This is a genomic window from Rhodanobacter sp. UC4451_H18, from assembly GCF_052978225.1.
The window spans coordinates 130,695-147,119 of the sequence record NZ_CM129663.1 but is presented as its reverse complement, the minus strand read 5'-3'; the positions used below and the strand labels follow the sequence as shown (position 1 = coordinate 147,119).

Below are 16,425 nucleotides of genomic sequence, written 5' to 3'. Positions count from 1 at the left end.
GGGAGACTGGCGCCAGCTGCGCCGCGCCGCCAACTCAGGCATGGGTCATGGCCATCGCGGCGTCGATGCGGCGGAGCGCCTCCTCGCGCCCGGTGAGATAGATCGTGTCCTCGATCGAGGGCGAGACCTGGGTACCGGTCATCGCGACCCGCAGCGGCTGCGCCACCTTGCCCATGCCCAACTCCAGCTGCGCCGCCACCTGCTCGATGACCAGGTGGATCGCCGCCGGCTTCCACTCGCACGCGCTCAGCAGCGTCTTCGCCGCCGCCAGCACGCCCGGGGCACCGGCATTGCCGAGATGCTTCGCCACCGCCTTGTCGTCCCAGGCAGTGATCGGGCCGTACCAGATCTTCGCCCGCTCGGCCATTTCCTTCAGCGTGTGCACGCGCTCGCGCAGCGCCACGATGACCTCGATCGGCGCGGGGCCTTGCGCGACGTCCACGCCGGCGCGCTGCAGGTGCCATTCGAACTCGGCCAGGAACGACTGCGGCTCGTCGGTCTTCAGGTAATGCTGGTTCAGCCACGCCAGCTTCTCGGTGTCGAAGCGCGAGGCCGCCTTGTTGACGTCGGCGATGTCGAACAGCGCGATCATCTCCTCGCGCGAGAAGATCTCCTGATCGCCATGCGACCAGCCCAGCCGCACCAGGTAGTTGAGGATCGCGTGGGGCAGGAAACCCTGCTCGCGATAATCCATCACGCTGACCGCGTTGGTGCGCTTGGACAGCTTCTTGCCTTCCTTGTCCAGGATCATCGGCAGGTGCGCGAACTCCGGCACCGGCGCGCCGAGCGCGTGATAGATGTTGATCTGCCGCGGCGTGTTGTTGACGTGATCGTCGCCGCGGATCACCTCGGTGACGCCCATGTCGATGTCGTCGACCACCACGGCGAAGTTGTAGGTCGGCCAGCCATCGGAGCGAAAGATCACCAGGTCGTCCAGCTCGCTGTTGGCGATCTCGATGCGGCCCTTGACCTTGTCCTCGAATACCACCGAGCCTTCGATCGGGTTGCGGAAGCGGATCACCCGGTTGGGGTCGTCGCGGCACGCCTCGTTGCGATCGCGGTAGTAACCGTTGTAGCGCGGTTTCTCGCCGGCCTTCATGGCCGCCTCGCGCATCGTCTCGATCTCGTCCTTGCTCTCGTAGGCGTAGTAGGCCTTGCCGGCGGCGACCAGCTCGTCGGCAACCTGCCTGTATCGATCGAGTCGCCGGGTCTGGTAGAACGGGCCCTCATCGGCATCGAGGCCGAGCCAGTGCATGGCGTCGAGGATCGCCTGCACCGCCGCGTCTGTGGAACGTTCGCGATCGGTATCCTCGATGCGCAGAATGAACTGTCCGCCGCGACGACGCGCCTCCAGCCAGCAATACAGCGCGGTGCGCGCGCCGCCGATGTGCAGGAAGCCGGTGGGGCTGGGAGCGAAACGGGTACGGACGGCCATGATGTTCCGGACAACAAGGAGAAACGATGGATTTTAACCGATACCGCGGGCAGCGCCGGCCTCGCATGCGCGCCCTGCCCACCTCCATGCTCGCGCTGGCGCTGCTTGTCGCCGCCGCACCCGCAAGGGCGGAGAACCCCGGTTTCGACCGCCCCGGCTACGGCTTCACGCCGGGCGTGCTGGCCGCTGGCGAGGCAATCCTCGAACAAGGCCTGCCGGACTGGAGCCGCGACCGGCAGGATGGCGTCACCGTGTCGCAGTACACCGCCGACAGCTTGCTGCGCATCGGGCTCGGCGGGCCGTTGGAAATGCAATTGGGCAGCGACTCCTGGAACGTGCTGCGGCAAGCCAGCCCGGGCGGCAGCGTGCACAGGGAAGGCCGCGGCGACAGCCAGCTGGGGCTGAAGCTGGCGCTGCCGTCGAGCCATGCGGGCTTCAGCTGGGGCCTGCTGGGCAGCGTCACCTTCACCGACGGCGAGCGGGAGTTCCGCGGAGACCATCGCCAGTACCTGCTCGGCGCGCAGTTCAACCTGGATGTCAGCGAGCGCCACTCGCTGGGCCTTTACCTGGAGAACGTGCGCCGCGGCGGCGCCGACAGCCCCACCGTGGCGCTGGACGACAGCCATGCGCTGTCGTCGGCGCTGACCCTGTACACCGAACTCGCCTGGCAGCACCTGCCCGGCGAGGGCAACGGCAGCCTCGCCGGTGCCGGCGTGCAGTGGATGGTCACGCCCCGCGTGCAACTGGACGCGGGCTTCGACCATCGCCTGCACGGCTCGGCAAACCAGTGGCAGGGCAATCTGGGCGTGTCGATCTACTTCGGCGGCTGATTGGGTCGCACGCCCCGGCGATTACTTGACGTGGACGGTGATCTTCTTCGACACCACCGCCGGCACGAACGGCACATGATTCGCGTCGCCCAGCTCCAGTTGCAGAGTATGCGTACCCGGGGCCAGCTTCAGCGTGGTCTGGGTCTGTCCGCCGCCGAAATGGATGTGGTTGGTGTCGGCCGGAATCGGCTGGCCGGCGGCGGGCAAGGTCTTCACGTCGACCAGCAGGTGATGATGGCCGGTGTGCTCCCTGGTCACGCCCGCTGGCGCCACGCCCATGCCCTCGAGGCCGAAGCGCACGGTGAATTCCTGGCCGACGGTGGCGCCGTCCGCGGGCGAGATGATGTAGACCCTGGCGGCGGCCGGCGCCGACGTGCCCGGCAGCGCAGGTGCTTCGGCTGCCATCGCGACAGTGGCCAGACCGGTGAGGGCGAGAATGAGCAGGATGCGATTCATCGAGGGAACCTCCAGCAAAGGGGAACTCCCAGTGTAAGCGCTGCACCGCGCCGCCGCCCACTGTGCGCAATATGCTCACGCCGTCGTGGCTGCCTTTGCGCTCAAGCAGATAGCGAATTTGTCCACAGGCTTTGCCGAACGTGCTCCACAGTCGCTGTGGAAAACTCTCGCGCCGTTGCTCAGAAAATCATCAAGGCGTGGCAAGTCATTGCCGGCAAAGGACGAAGCGCGGTTGTCCACAGGCTTGTACAGCGACGGCGCACAGAAGCTGTGGAAAACCCGGCCCGCGATACGACGATGCCGCCCGTGGGCGGCATCGCTCCGCGACACGCGACGCGCGCTCAGGCCGCGCGATCGGCCCGGGTCAGGATGCCGAACAGGTCGGCAAGCTTGTCGCGCATCTCGCGGCGGTCGACGATCAGGTCGATCGCGCCGTGGTCAAGCAGGAACTCCGAACGCTGGAAGCCTTCCGGCAGCGTCTCGCGCACGGTCTGCTCGATCACGCGCGGACCGGCAAAGCCGATCAGCGCCTTGGGCTCGCCGATGTTGATGTCACCCAGCATCGCCAGGCTGGCCGAGACACCACCGGTGGTCGGGTTGGTCAGCACGCTGATGTACGGCACGCCGGCATCGCGCAGACGCGCCAGCGCGGCCGAGGTCTTGGCCATCTGCATCAGCGAGAACAGCGCCTCCTGCATGCGCGCACCGCCAGTGGCGGAGAAACACACCAGCGCGCTCTTGTCGGCCAGCGCACGTTCGGCGGCGCGGGCGAACTTCTCGCCCACCACCGATCCCATCGAACCGCCCATGTAGGCAAACTCGAACGCCACCGCCATCAACGGACGTCCCTTCAAGCGGCCGCTCATCGCGACCATGGCGTCCTTCTCGCCCAGTTTCTTCTGGGTGGCGATGATGCGGTCGCGATACTTTTTCGAATCGCGGAACTTCAGCGGATCGGCCGGTTCCATGCTGGCCCACAGTTCCTGGCCGGAACCTTCGTCCAGCAGCGCGCCCAGGCGCGCCCGTGCGCTGATGTAGTGATGGTGGCCGCACTTGGGACACACCATCAGGTTGCGTTCCAGTTCAGGCCGGTACAGCACGGTGCCGCAGCCCGCGCATTTCTCCCACACGCCCTCGGGCACCGAGCCCTTGCCGCCACCCGAAGGGAGCGTGCGGGTACGCGGGTTCATGATCTTCTGCAGCCAATTCATGTCAATCGAATTCCATCCGGGCACAAGAGCGTTCGTATGCGGCAACCTCTCACGAGGCCAATCCCGCACGGCACCCCTTTGAGAGAGGGCAAAGGGTGAGGGTCCACGCTACCTCGAACCAACAGCAATAACCGCAATCATTTCCCTCAGCGTGCATCCAGCGCCGCGCGGATCGGCTGCAGGAAACTGCGCGCACGATCCGGGATATCCGCCGCGTCCGTGGCCGCCGCCAGGCTTTCGACCAGCGCGCTGCCGATGACGACCGCGTCAGCGAAGCCGCCGATCGCTGCGGCGCTGGCCGCATCGCGAATGCCGAACCCCACCGCCACCGGCGTACCGGCGAGGCTCCTGACTTCGGCAACGCGCTCGGCAATCTCGCTGACGCTCAACTGCGCCGCTCCGGTGACGCCAGCGAACGATACATAATACAGGAAGCCTTCCGCCGAGCTGCACAACTGCGCCATACGCGCAGGTGCGGTGGTGGGCGCGGCGAGCAGGATCTGCTGCAACCCCGCCTCGCGCAGCGACTGCAGCACGGTCGACTCCTCCAGCGGACAATCGACCAGCAGCACGCCATCGACGCCGGCCGCCACGGCCTCCTGTGCGAAGCGCGCGTAGCCGTGGATCTCCAGCGGGTTCAGATAGCCCATCAGCACGATCGGGGTTTCCGCATCGCGTTGGCGAAATGCATGCACCCAGCCCAGCACCTGCGCGAGACCGACGCCCTTGGCGATCGCCCGCTCACTGGCGTGCTGGATCACCGGGCCGTCTGCCATCGGATCGGAAAACGGCACGCCCAGCTCGATCAGGTCCGCCCCCGATTCCACCAGCGCATGCATCATCGCCACCACGTGCTGCGGCGAGGGATCGCCCGCGGTGACGAACGGGATCAGGCCGGTGCGGCCGGTGGCCTTGAGTTGGGCGAAGCGGGTGTCGATGCGGCTCATAAGACAGGAGTGAGTAATGAGAAGTGAGAAGTGAAAGAGAGCTCGGGCGGGTCTGAGCGGTTCTGGAGTGCGAGACTTCCTCTCACTTCTCACTCCTCTCCACTCACTCCTCGCTACACGCTCACTCCCTCGCGCGCCGCGATCGTGTGCACGTCCTTGTCGCCGCGGCCGGACAGGTTGCACAGCACGATGCCGTCTTTGGGCAACTCGCGCGCCAGCTTGATCGCCTGCGCCACCGCGTGGCTGGATTCCAGGGCGGCCAGGATGCCTTCGGTGCGCGCCAGCAGGTGGAACGCCTCCAGCGCCTCGTCGTCGGTGATGCCGACGTACTCGGCGCGACCGGCATCCTTCAGGAAGGCATGCTCCGGCCCCACACCGGGATAGTCGAGGCCGGCGGAGACCGAATGCGTCTCGGTGATCTGGCCGTTGTCGTCGCACAGCACGTAGGTGCGGTTGCCGTGCAGCACGCCGGGACGGCCGGCCGCCAGCGAGGCGGCATGATGGCCGGTGGCGATCCCCTCGCCTGCCGCCTCGGCGCCGACGATGCGCACGTCGGCGTCGTTGAGGAAGGCATGGAACAGGCCGATGGCATTGGAGCCGCCGCCGACGCAGGCGGTCAGCACGTCGGGCAGGCGGCCGTATTGCGCCAGCATCTGCGCGCGTGCCTCGCGCCCCACGACGGCATTGAAGTCGCGCACCATCTTCGGATACGGATGCGGACCGGCCACGGTGCCGATGATGTAGAAGGTGTCGGCCACGTTGGTGACCCAGTCGCGCATCGCCTCGTTCAACGCATCCTTCAACGTCTTCGAACCGGAAGTCACCGGCACCACCTCGGCGCCGAGCAGCTTCATGCGGTAGACGTTGATCTTCTGCCGCTCGATGTCGACCGCACCCATGTACACCACGCAGCGCATGCCGAAGCGCGCCGCCACCGTGGCCGTGGCCACGCCATGCTGGCCGGCGCCGGTTTCCGCGATGACGCGCTGCTTGCCCATGTGCCGCGCCACCAGCGCCTGGCCGATGGTGTTGTTGATCTTGTGCGCGCCGGTGTGGTTGAGGTCCTCGCGCTTGAACAGAATGCGCGCGCCGCCAACCTGCCGCGACAGCCGTTCGGCGTGGTAGATCGGGCTGGGCCGGCCGACGTAGTGCTGCAGGTCGCGATCCAGTTCCGCGAGGAAAGCCGGATCGGTGCTCAGCCGTTCGTAAGCCTCGCTCAACTCGGCCAACGGCGCCATCAGCGTCTCGGCGACATAGCTGCCGCCATACTCGCCGAAGCGGCCATGGGCGTCGGGGTAGAGGTTGAAGTCCGCAATCTTGCTCATGGGGTCACTCGGGGATGGGCATGCCGCACTGCGGCAAGCGACCATCTTAGCGGATAGTTCACAGATAACGCCGGATGGTTTCCCGGAACTCGGCCAGTTGCCCCGGCGTGAGCGCGCCGAGTATCCCGCGCCGCTCGGCGGGGATGTGCGCGGCGGGGTCGTCGTCGCCGAAGACGTAGTGATCCAGCAGGCCTTTCCACGCCGCCCGCTCTGCCGGCGGCAACGCGCGGAACACGAGGATGCAGTGCATCAGGCAGCCCAGCGCCGTGGCCGGTGCGTCGCCCCCGGCCGGCACCGGTTTCCACCAGTAGTTCACCAGCGCATTGATCTGCTCCAGCGACTCGACGTGGTGCCACCACATCGGCGGGATGTAGATCGCGTCGCCGGGATGCAGTTCGGCCACCTGCGCCGCGGCCAGCGCATCTTTCAAGCGCGGATAACGCGGATCGTCGGGACGATCCAGCCGCGCCATGCCGATCGCCGCGCCGGTCGGCGCGAAATCCAGCGGGCCGACATAGAGATTGCGCACCTGCTCCGGGGCGAACAGGGTGAAGCGCCGCACCCCGCACGCCACACAGGCGACGTTGTGGTACTCGTCGAAATGCGCCGGCGTGGTGACCTTGTTGCCGATCCAGATGCGCGGCTGGATCGCCTTGTCGATGAAGGGAACCGCATGATCCTCCAGCAGTCCGGGCAGGCAGTCGGCGATCAGCGCGCTCTGCATCGCCAGCCCCGGCGGATTGTCCTGGCGACTGTAGGCCGCCAGCCGCTGCAGGCCCCGGGTGATCGAGACGCGGTGATGCGCGTAGTTGAAACCGTCGACATTCGCGTTGTAGCCGATCACGCCGCCCTCGCCTGCCGGCATCAGCAGCGCGTCGACCTCGCGGCCGTTGTCCAGCTTCGCCAGGCCTTGAGCAAAGGCGGTGTCCGACTGCCGCGACCACGCCACCATCGGCCAGTCGCGGCAGAGGCCGCGGATCACCAGCGGGCGGGCACGATCCACCAGGCCCGCGAGTTCGAGTGCTTGCCCGGCGCCGCGATATTCCTCGATCACTCCCGGCATGCCGCCTGCTCCGCGTCGGCCGCGCGCACCGCGCGGATGAAGGCTTCGAGCCGCGCCGCGTCCTTGATCCCCGGTGCCGATTCCACTCCGCTGGCCACATCCACCGCCCACGGACGTGCCGCGCGCACCGCATCGCCCACGTTGCCGGCGTGCAGGCCACCGGCCAGGATCAGCGGCTGCGCCAGATTGCCGGGCAGCAACGACCAGTCGAACGCCTTGCCGCTGCCGCCCGCCTCGCCGGGTGCATGGCCGTCCAGCAACAGGCCGGCGGCGCGCGGGTAATCGCGCAGGCGCGGCAGCGCGGCAGCGCCATCGCCCATCGCGATCGCCTTGACGAAGGGGCGGTCGAACCGTGCGCACCAGTCGTCGCCCTCATCGCCATGGAACTGCAGCAGCGCGGGATCGACTTCATCGACCACCTGCCGCACCAGCGCCGCCGCGTCGTCCATGAACAGGGCCACCGTGGCGATGAACGGCGGCAGCGCCGCGACGATCTCGCGCGCACGCGCCAGCGTCACCTGCCGCTTGCTGCGCGCGGTGAACACCAGGCCGATCGCATCGGCGCCGAGCCGCGCGGCGAGCAGCGCATCCTCGACGCGGGTCATGCCACAGCATTTGATGCGGGTCACGGGCCGGCTCCCGTCAGGCAGACTTCGGTGGGCAGGCCCCAGTGAGCCTCGTAGCGCGGGCCGATGAAGGTCAGTCCCGAGGCCGGCGCAGTCGGTCCGGCCACCTGGCGGTCGCGGGCGGCGAGCAGTTCGGCCATCCATTCCACCGGCTGCTCGCCGCGACCGACCAGCAGCAGCGAACCCGCGATGTTGCGCACCATGTGGTGCAGGAAGGCATTGGCCTCGATCTCCAGCATGACGTGCTCGCCCTCGCGGCGAACGCTGATCTCGAGCACCGAGCGCCGCGGGTGCGGCGCCTGGCACGACAGCGCCCGGAATGCGCTGAAGTCGTGCTCGCCCAGCAAGGATTGCGCGGCTTCGTGCATGCGCTGCGCGTCCAGCGGGAGGCGCTCCCAGGTGACGTAGCGCGCGTCCAGTGCGGCGCGCACCGGCCGGTTGAGGATGTGGTAGCGATAACGGCGGCTGCGCGCGGAGAAGCGCGCGTGGAAGCTGTCCGGCACCGGTTGCGCCCACAACACGGCCACGCTGGCCGGCAGGTTCGAGCACGCGCCCAGCACCCAGCCGCGCAATTCGCGGCGTGCATCGGTATCGAAATGCACCACCTGGCAGCGGCCGTGGACGCCGGCGTCGGTGCGTCCTGCGCAACTGACCAGCACCGGATGGGCCGCCACTTTCGACAAGGCCTCCTCCACTGCGCCCTGCACGCTCGGCCCTTCGGTCAGGCGTTGCCAGCCGAAGAAATCGGTGCCGTCATACTCGATGCCGAGGGCGATGCGCATGGATGCCGCAGATCCGGAAGGAAGCGTCGAAGATTAGCAGGCAGGCACCGACGTCATGCCCGCCGAAAAGAAATCGGGCCGGCAAGGCCGGCCCGGTTCCGTCCCGTTCGCGATGCGATCTCAGCCCAGACCGTCGAGCAGCTTGCGCGCCACGTCGCGCTGCATCTGGCTGCCTTCCTTGAGCACTTCGCCCAGCATCGCGCGGGCGCCATCGGCATCGCCCATGTCGAGATAGGCGCGCGCCAGGTCGAGTTTGGTATCGACCGGATCGTCGCTGAACTCAGCCGACTCCGCGGCGGACGCGCCGGTTTCCGGCGCATCCCAGGAAGCCTTCGGCTCGGCGTGCGGCTTGACCACGGTAATGTCGTCCCCGGCCGCCGGCGGCGCCGTGCGCGAACCACCGGCTGCGGGCTGGGTCAGGTCGAAATCGAAGCTGTACTCGGTGACTTTCTTCGTGCCGGTCGGCAGCGCCGGCGGCAGCGGGGAAACCACGGTGGGTGCGTCGCTGTCGTCGGCGTAGTCGTCGATGTCGAACGCCTGCGTCGCCTCGGACTCGACGTCGGCAGGCTCCGCATGATGGTCGAACAACGGATGCCCCGGCGCGAGATCCTCGCCCATGTGCACCACGTCCTGCCACTCGTCCTGTTCCGGGTCGGTGATGTGGGCGTGCATTGCTTCGGCCGCGGCCTCGAAACGCTCCACGTCGCGGCGCGAGTAGTACAGCGTGACCAGTTCCAGATGCAGGTAGATGTCGTCCGGATGCTCGGCCAGCTGGTCGAGCAGTTGCTCCTGGTCGGTATCGCCATCGACCAGCAGATCGTCGTCGCCCTCGCCTGCCGGCGGCGTGGCGCCGAAACGATCGGCCAGCGAGGCTCCCCCCGTCTTGGCGGCGGACGCAGGCTTGCGGCGGCGACCGAGAACGGCAAGCAGAATCAACACGATGACCGCGCCGGCCGCTGCGGCCCAGGCCCAGGTCTGCATGTACCAGGGTTGCTCGACCACGCGTGCCGGGGCGGGCGCGGGCGCGGGTGCGGACGCAGGTTCGGCCGCAACCGTGGCCGCAGCAGCCGGTGTCGCACTGGCAGTAGCCAGCGAGGCCGAACCGGCCGGCGCGAACGCGGTGCCTGCCGCTGCCACCGATGCCGAGGTCGCCGCGCCGGAGGAGGCCGAGGCCACCGGGCTCTCGCTGGCCTCGGCGCTGCTGCCGGCGCTGGCCACCGCCGGCGCGAGCGCTGCGGGTTCCGCTACCGTGCTCGCAGCCACGGGAGCGGTTGCCGGCGCGCCGGTGCCCTTGCGTGCAGCGGCCAGCTTGGCCTGCAACTCGGCGATCTCGCTGTCCTTCAGCGACAGCAGGTGTTCGTTCTTGGCGTTGATGTCGGTGAGGTCTTTCAGCCTCGCCTTCAGGTCGCCGCTCTGCTGCTTCAGGCTGGCCACGCTTTCGCGGGAGCGCAGCAATTCCTCGCGCAGGCTGGCAGCCGACTGGTCGGTCTTGCCGGATGACTGCCCGCCGCCGGCGGTGCCGGCCTGCGGAGGCACCAGTGCCAGCCGGTCCTCGTTGTCGGCCGCGCCGGTGGTGGGCGAGCCGGAGGAGGAAGCGCGCGTTGCCGCATCGGCCACCACCGCGGGCTTGCCCGGCGTGCCGGCGCGCCAGTCGCTGTTCTGCCGGCTCACCTCGGCGGCCGCCGCGGCCAGGCTCATGGCCTGCGCCTCGGAGGCGCTGGGCACGCGCAACACCGCGCCGCTCTTGAGCGCGTTGATGTTGTCGCGATAGAAGGCGTCCGGATTGGCCTGCTGCAGGGCCAGCATCATCTGGCGCACGTCGACGCCGGTCGGCGTCACGCTGCGGGCGATGCCCGACAGCGTCTGGCCGCTCTGCACCGGACCGAGACGGCCGTTCTCGACGGCAGCGGGAGCCGGAGTGCGGGTAGCCGCCGCCGCTTGCGGCGCCGGGGCGGGAGCGCGCTGCGCAGGGCGCGGCGCCGGGCTGGCCGGGCGCGGCGCCGCCACTGGCGCCGGCGCGGGGGTTGCCGCGACCGGGTGCGAGCCGGGTGGATCGAGCAGGATCGCGTACTCGCGCACGCTGGGGCCGTCCTTGCCGTCCACTTCAATGAGGAGGTCGAGATAGGGATCGTTCACCGGTTCGCTGCTGGTGATGCGGATCACCGGGTGCGCGCCGGTGGCAACGCTGAAGTGCAGCGGAATGTCGGTGCGCCCGCCGACGATGCCGGCGCGGGCAAACTGCTCGCTGGAGGCCAGTTTCACCTTGAGACCCTGCAACTCGGCCGGACTGGCCGGGTGCAGCGGAATCTCGGCCAGCAGCGGCTGTCCCAATGCCGATTTGACCTGGACCTGGCCCATGTCCACGGCCAGGAGCTGGCTGCTCCCCAGCGCCAGCGCCACCAGCATCGACAATTTCAACGAACGATTCATGCATGTTCCCCCGAGCGATCCCTGACGCTTTCTTGTTGAAAAGATGCCGCCACCAGGGCGGCGGCCGCGTCACCGTGCCGCCACTTTAGTTACAAGAAGCGCAATCAACAATAGCCGCGGCGAATACTTGCGACACATTGCTGCTGCCGGTTCTTGCCCCGGACACCCCGTCATGGGTGGTCATCAGGCACCGCGGCCCGCACCTGCAACAACTGGCGGCGCAACTCGGCGATCTGCGCGTCCTGCTGCTCCAGGCGCCGGCTGGCGCGCTGGCTGGCCGATTCCTGACGCGCCACCTCCTGCTGCAGGCGCTTCACCTCGACCTGATTGCGTTGCATCCGCTGCCGTACGGCCGGCAGTGCCGGGACGGCCGTCGAGCCGGCGCGGGCCGGTCCGGCCGGCGGCGCGGCCCAGGCCGACGCGGTGAGCAGGATGCCGATGGCGGCAAGAGACGGCAGGACGCACATGGTCAGAGATAATCCTCGATCAGCAACTCGGCAATCTGCACCGCATTCAAGGCCGCACCCTTGCGGATGTTGTCCGAGACGACCCACAGGTCCAGCCCGCGCTCATGCGAGATGTCCTCGCGGATGCGCCCGACGAACACGCCATCGGTCCCGGCCGCCTGCGCCACCGGGGTCGGGTAGCCGGCCGGCTTGCGCTCGTCCATCAGCACCACGCCCGGCGCCTGGCGCAGCAGTTCGCGCGCCTCCTCGGCGGTGATCTTGTCGCTGGTCTCGATGTGCACCGCCTCGGAATGGCCATAGAACACCGGTACGCGCACCGCGGTCGGGTTCACCTGGATCGACTCGTCCTCCAGGATCTTGCGGGTCTCCCACACCAGCTTCATCTCCTCCTTGGTGTAGCCGTTGGGCTGGAAGTCGTCGATCTGCGGGATCACATTGAACGCGATCTGGACCGGGAATTTCTTGCCCGGTTCCACGCTTTGGAAATTCAGCAGGGCCGCGGTCTGTCGGCCCAGCTCCTCCATGCCGCTGCGGCCGGCACCGGAGACGGACTGGTAGGTGGCCACGTTGATCCGCTCGATCTGCGCCGCGCGGTGGATCGGCGCCAGCGCGACCAGCATCTGCATGGTCGAGCAATTCGGGTTGGCGATGATGCCGCGGTTGGTGTACTGGGCGATCGCGTGCGGGTTGACCTCGCTGATCACCAGCGGGATGTCGTCCTGATAGCGGAACTCGGAAGTGTTGTCGATCACCACCGCGCCGGCCGCTGCCGCGCGCGGCGCGTGTTCGCGGCTGACCGAGCCGCCGGCGGAGAAGAACGCGATGTCGACGCCGGCGAAGTCGTAGGTATCCAGCAACTGCACGGTGACCTGCTTGCCGCCGAAGCTGACCTTGCCACCGGCTGATCGCTCGCTGGCCAGCGGCACCAGCTCGCTGACCGGAAACTCGCGCTCGGCGAGGATGGCCAGCAGGGCTTCGCCGACGGCACCGGTGGCGCCGACCATGGCGACCTTGTAACTGCTCTTGTGACTCATGGAATGGGTTGCTCTGGAAGTGGAGGCGTGCCGGTCACAGCACGTTCGGGTTGAGGAGGTTGGGTGGTCGTCCTGCGTGCGGACCATGGCCGAACAACGCGAGCACATTGTCCACCGCCACCGATGTCATCGCGCGGCGGGTATCGGTCGTGGCGCTGGCGATATGGGGGCTGAGCACCACGTTGTCGAGCGTGAGCAGCGCCGGATGCAGCTTCGGTTCGCCCTCGAACACGTCCAGCGCCGCGCCGGCCAGGCGCCGGTCGCGCAACGCCGCGGCCAGCGCGGCGTCGTCGACAATGCCGCCGCGGGCGATGTTGACCAGCATCGCGGTCGGCTTCATCAGGGCCAGCTCGGCCGAGCCGATGGCGTGTCGGGTGCGCGGCGTCAGCGGCAAGGCCAGCACCAGGAAATCGGACTCGCCCAGCAACTGCGCCTTGTCCACGTGGCGTGCGTTGCAGGCGCGCTCGACCGCCTCGGGCAGCGGCGAGCGGTTGTGGTAGATCACCGGCATGCCGAAGCCGACCGCGCGATGGGCGATGGCCTGGCCGATGCGGCCCATGCCGAGGATGCCCAGGGTGCGACCGCGCACGTCGCTGCCCAGCCACGCCTTGAACTCGGTGGCATGCCAGTGGCCGGCACGCAGCCAGCGCTCGGCCGCAGTCATGCGCCGGGCCGCGCCCAGCAGCAGCGCCCAGGCGAAGTCGGCCACGCTCTCGTTGAGCACGTCGGCGGTGTTGGACACCGCGATGCCGGCAGCGCTCATCGCGTCGACGTCGATGTTGTCGTAGCCCACTGCAAGGTTGGCCACGATACGCAGGCGCTCGGCCGCACCGATTTCGGCCGCGCCGATGCGGTCCTTGAGGCCGACGATCACCGCATCCTGCCCTGCCAGCCGGGCGGCCAGTTCGGCAGGACTGAACTTGCGTTCGGTCTCCTCCACGGTCACCTGGAAATGCGGCTCCAGCCGGGCGATGACACCGGGGAAAGTGGGGCGGGACACCCAGACGCGCGGCTTGTCGGTCATCGAACGGGTTCCGGTGGCGGTGGCTCGGCCTCAGGCGATGCGTGGCGCGACCGGCCCCACGTCGCCGCATTGCGCCCGATGGCGCAAGGCGTGATCCATCAGCACCAGCGCCATCATCGCCTCGGCGATGGGCGTGGCACGGATGCCGACGCAGGGGTCGTGACGCCCCTTGGTGACCACGTCCACCGGCTCGCCGGCCAGGTTCACGCTGCGGCCGGGGATCAGGATGCTGGAGGTGGGCTTCAACGCGATCGAGGCGGTCACCGCCTGTCCCGTGCTGATGCCACCGAGAATGCCACCGGCGTGATTGGACGTAAAGCCGTCCAAACGCATTTCATCGCGATGTACGCTCCCGCGTTGGGCGACGGCGGCGAAACCATCGCCGACCTCCACGCCCTTGACTGCGTTGATCGACATCAGCGCACTGGCCAGGTCGCCGTCCAGCTTGCCGTAGACCGGCTCGCCCCAGCCAGGAGGCACGCCCTCGGCGACCACGTTGACGCGCGCGCCGACCGAATCGCCGGACTTGCGCAGCTTGTTGATGTAGTCCTCCAGCGCCGGCACCTGCGATGCATCGGGCCAGAAGAACGGGTTCTGCTCCACCGCGCTCCAGTCGAACGCACCGGGCACGACCTCGCCGATCTGCGCCAGGTAGCCGCGCACGTGCACGCCATGGCGTTCGGCCAGCCATTTCTTAGCCACGACGGCAGCGGCCACGCGCATGGTGGTCTCGCGCGCCGAGGAGCGCCCGCCGCCGCGCGGGTCGCGGATGCCGTACTTCTGCCAGTAGGTGTAGTCGGCGTGGCCGGGGCGGAAGGTCTGCTCGATCTCGCCGTAGTCTTTGCTGCGCTGGTCGGTGTTGCGGATCAGCAGCGCGACCGGCGTGCCGGTGGTCTTGCCCTGGTACACGCCGGAAAGAATCTCCACCTCGTCCGCCTCGTGCCGCTGCGAGGTGTAGCGGCTGCGGCCGGTGGCGCGGCGCTCGAGGTCGGTGCGGAACTCTTCCGAGGCGATGGCCAGCCCCGGAGGGCAGCCGTCGATCACGCAGCCGATCGCCGGCCCGTGGCTTTCGCCGAAGGTGGTGACGGTGAACAGCTTGCCGAAGGAATTGCTTGACATCGCGCGTCCGGGATCAAAGCCCAGAGCATACCGGCACCACCCCTCTTGTAGGAGCCCGCTCGTGGGCGATGCCTTTTTAATCTTGCGAATCCCGAATCCCCAATCCCGGCTCTCGACAGACGAATGTCTGGTCATCCCGGTTCAAGAACATCGTCCGCGAGCGGGCTCCTGCCGTGGCGCCGCTGGCCACTCGCGGGAGAGCATGGCGAAGATCATGTCGTCCACCCATTCGCTGTGCAGCCACAGGCTTTCGCAGTGATGGGCTTCCTGGCGCATGCCCAGCGAACGCAGCAGGGCGAGGCAGGCCTGGTTGCGCGGGTCGACCGAGGCGTGGATGCGGTGCCGACGCCACGGGCCGAATACCTGCCCGAACAGGGCGCGCACGGCCTCGCCGGCGTAGCCACGGCCCTGCCCGGCCGGCGCGAGGCTGATGCCGAACTCGACCGATTCCATCGCATCCTCGGGCAGGTTCACGCCAAGATCGCCGATCAGCCGGCCGTCCTCGCGCAGGCGGATCGCGCGCTGGAACCAGCCGGCGGGAGTGGCTGCGGGCGATTGTCGCTCGATGAAGGCACGCGCGGCGGCGAGATCGGCTGGCCGCCAACCCTGGTAGCGCGCCACCACGGGGTCGCTGCGCAGGGCGAACAGCGCCGCGGCGTCTTCAGCGCGCAACGGGTCGATCCGCAGTCGCGCCGTGACCAGTTCCATGTCAGCCCGGGCGGCGTGCGACAGCCGCGGCGTGAATCGCCGCCGCGTGCTCGACCAGGTCGCGCCGCTCCAGCGCGAACACGCCCATCGGGCCAACCTTGAACTCGATCCACACGAACGGGACCTCGGGCAGCAGCGCGGACAGCGCGTGCTCGCTCTCGCCCACCTCGACGATCAGCAGGCCGTCCTCGGTCAAATGACCAGCCGCCTCGTCCAGCATGCGCAGGCACAGGTCCAGGCCGTCTGCGCCGGAGGTCAGGCCCAGCTTGGGCTCGTGCGCGTATTCGCCCGGCAGCGCCGCGTACTCGTCCTCGGTGACGTAGGGCGGGTTGGAGACGATCAGGTCGTACTTGCGCCCGGCCACGCCGGCGAACAGATCCGACTGGATCGCCTCGACGCGGCCCTCGACGTGCTGGAACGCGATGTTCTCGCGCGCCAGCGACAGCGCCTCGTCGCTGATGTCGACGATGTCGACCTGCCATTCGGGGTTGTACTCGGCCATCGCGATGCCGATGCAACCCGAGCCGGTGCACAGGTCCAGCGCGCGCTCGACGTGGCGCTCGTCCAGCCACGGCGTGAAGCCCGTCTCGATCAGCTCGGCGATCGGCGAGCGCGGCACCAGCGCGCGGCGGTCGCTCTTGAACTTCAGCCCGGCGAACCAGGTCTCGCCGACCAGGTAGGCCACCGGCAGGCGCTCGTTGACGCGGCGCTCGATCAGCGCCAGCACGTTCGCGCGCTCTTCCGCGGTGAGCCGGCCGGCGCCGTAGGCCGGCGGAATGTCCGGCGGCAGATGCAGGCTGGCCAGCACGAGATGCGTGGCCTCGTCGATCGGGTTGTCGTGGCTGTGCCCGAAAGTCAGCCCGGCGGCCGAGAAGCGGCTGGCGCCGTAACGGATGAAGTCGATGATGGTGGCGAGATCGGCAGTCACGGTGGCGCCCGGAGCGGAATGGCCCGCAAGTATAGGGGCG

The 16,425-nt window shown here is 68.5% G+C and carries 16 protein-coding genes; 1 reads left to right on the top strand and 15 read right to left on the bottom strand.

The annotated features are described in order from the left end of the window. Positions 1 to 34 precede the first annotated feature (34 nt). Positions 35 to 1,435: a glutamate--tRNA ligase gene (gene gltX / locus ACVCMG_RS00760; protein WP_447114669.1), complete on the bottom strand. Its 1,401-nt coding sequence runs from the start codon at positions 1,433 to 1,435 to the stop codon at positions 35 to 37. Positions 1,436 to 1,461: 26 nt separating this feature from the next. Between gltX and ACVCMG_RS00755 the strand changes: the two genes are divergently transcribed. Then, positions 1,462 to 2,265, top strand: a complete 804-nt coding sequence (locus tag ACVCMG_RS00755; RefSeq protein WP_447106260.1) for a transporter — start codon at positions 1,462 to 1,464, stop codon at positions 2,263 to 2,265. Between the two features lie 21 nt (positions 2,266 to 2,286). Here the strand turns inward: ACVCMG_RS00755 and ACVCMG_RS00750 are convergent, their stop codons facing one another. The 14 genes from ACVCMG_RS00750 to prmB all read right to left on the bottom strand — a co-directional run bounded on the left by ACVCMG_RS00750 (position 2,287) and on the right by prmB (position 16,385). Next, entirely contained in the window at positions 2,287 to 2,721 is a 435-nt protein-coding gene (locus ACVCMG_RS00750) for a DUF4399 domain-containing protein (protein WP_447106261.1), read from the bottom strand. A gap of 341 nt (positions 2,722 to 3,062) precedes the next feature. After that, positions 3,063 to 3,932, bottom strand: a complete 870-nt coding sequence (gene accD / locus ACVCMG_RS00745; RefSeq protein ID WP_395119027.1) for an acetyl-CoA carboxylase, carboxyltransferase subunit beta — start codon at positions 3,930 to 3,932, stop codon at positions 3,063 to 3,065. Between the two features lie 146 nt (positions 3,933 to 4,078). Beyond that, a complete protein-coding gene (gene trpA, locus ACVCMG_RS00740) occupies positions 4,079 to 4,879 on the bottom strand; it encodes a tryptophan synthase subunit alpha (RefSeq protein ID WP_447114668.1) in 801 nt (266 codons plus the stop codon). Between the two features lie 113 nt (positions 4,880 to 4,992). Further along, positions 4,993 to 6,204 (bottom strand): tryptophan synthase subunit beta, encoded by a 1,212-nt coding sequence (trpB, locus tag ACVCMG_RS00735; RefSeq protein ID WP_395119031.1) that lies wholly within the window; start codon positions 6,202 to 6,204, stop codon positions 4,993 to 4,995. A 58-nt stretch (positions 6,205 to 6,262) separates the two neighbouring features. Continuing rightward, positions 6,263 to 7,267, bottom strand: a complete 1,005-nt coding sequence (locus ACVCMG_RS00730) for a cupin-like domain-containing protein (protein ID WP_395119033.1) — start codon at positions 7,265 to 7,267, stop codon at positions 6,263 to 6,265. Beyond that, on the bottom strand, positions 7,255 to 7,896 hold the full coding sequence (locus tag ACVCMG_RS00725) for a phosphoribosylanthranilate isomerase (protein ID WP_447098693.1): 642 nt from the start codon (positions 7,894 to 7,896) through the stop codon (positions 7,255 to 7,257). Before ACVCMG_RS00725 ends, ACVCMG_RS00730 begins: the two co-directional genes overlap by 13 nt. Continuing rightward, the gene (gene truA / locus ACVCMG_RS00720; protein WP_447114667.1) at positions 7,893 to 8,675 is read right to left on the bottom strand and encodes a tRNA pseudouridine(38-40) synthase TruA; all 783 of its coding nucleotides are present in this window, start codon (positions 8,673 to 8,675) and stop codon (positions 7,893 to 7,895) included. The genes ACVCMG_RS00725 and truA overlap by 4 nt, the downstream gene beginning before the upstream one ends. A 120-nt stretch (positions 8,676 to 8,795) precedes the next feature. Then, entirely contained in the window at positions 8,796 to 11,105 is a 2,310-nt protein-coding gene (locus tag ACVCMG_RS00715; protein WP_447114666.1) for a FimV/HubP family polar landmark protein, read from the bottom strand. A gap of 170 nt (positions 11,106 to 11,275) precedes the next feature. Next, positions 11,276 to 11,572: a hypothetical protein gene (locus ACVCMG_RS00710; protein ID WP_447114665.1), complete on the bottom strand. Its 297-nt coding sequence runs from the start codon at positions 11,570 to 11,572 to the stop codon at positions 11,276 to 11,278. Between the two features lie 2 nt (positions 11,573 to 11,574). Next, on the bottom strand, positions 11,575 to 12,606 hold the full coding sequence (locus ACVCMG_RS00705) for an aspartate-semialdehyde dehydrogenase (RefSeq protein WP_395119043.1): 1,032 nt from the start codon (positions 12,604 to 12,606) through the stop codon (positions 11,575 to 11,577). 34 nt (positions 12,607 to 12,640) lie between these two features. After that, a complete protein-coding gene (locus ACVCMG_RS00700; RefSeq protein ID WP_447114664.1) occupies positions 12,641 to 13,630 on the bottom strand; it encodes a 2-hydroxyacid dehydrogenase in 990 nt (329 codons plus the stop codon). A 30-nt stretch (positions 13,631 to 13,660) separates the two neighbouring features. Next, complete coding sequence (gene aroC, locus ACVCMG_RS00695) at positions 13,661 to 14,749, bottom strand: chorismate synthase (RefSeq protein WP_395119047.1); 1,089 nt, start codon at positions 14,747 to 14,749, stop codon at positions 13,661 to 13,663. Positions 14,750 to 14,890: 141 nt separating this feature from the next. Further along, positions 14,891 to 15,457 carry a GNAT family N-acetyltransferase gene (locus tag ACVCMG_RS00690; RefSeq protein WP_395119049.1) on the bottom strand — a complete coding sequence of 189 codons (567 nt, stop codon included), beginning with the start codon at positions 15,455 to 15,457 and terminating at the stop codon, positions 14,891 to 14,893. Position 15,458: 1 nt separating this feature from the next. Beyond that, entirely contained in the window at positions 15,459 to 16,385 is a 927-nt protein-coding gene (prmB, locus tag ACVCMG_RS00685; protein WP_395119051.1) for a 50S ribosomal protein L3 N(5)-glutamine methyltransferase, read from the bottom strand. Positions 16,386 to 16,425 lie beyond the last annotated feature (40 nt).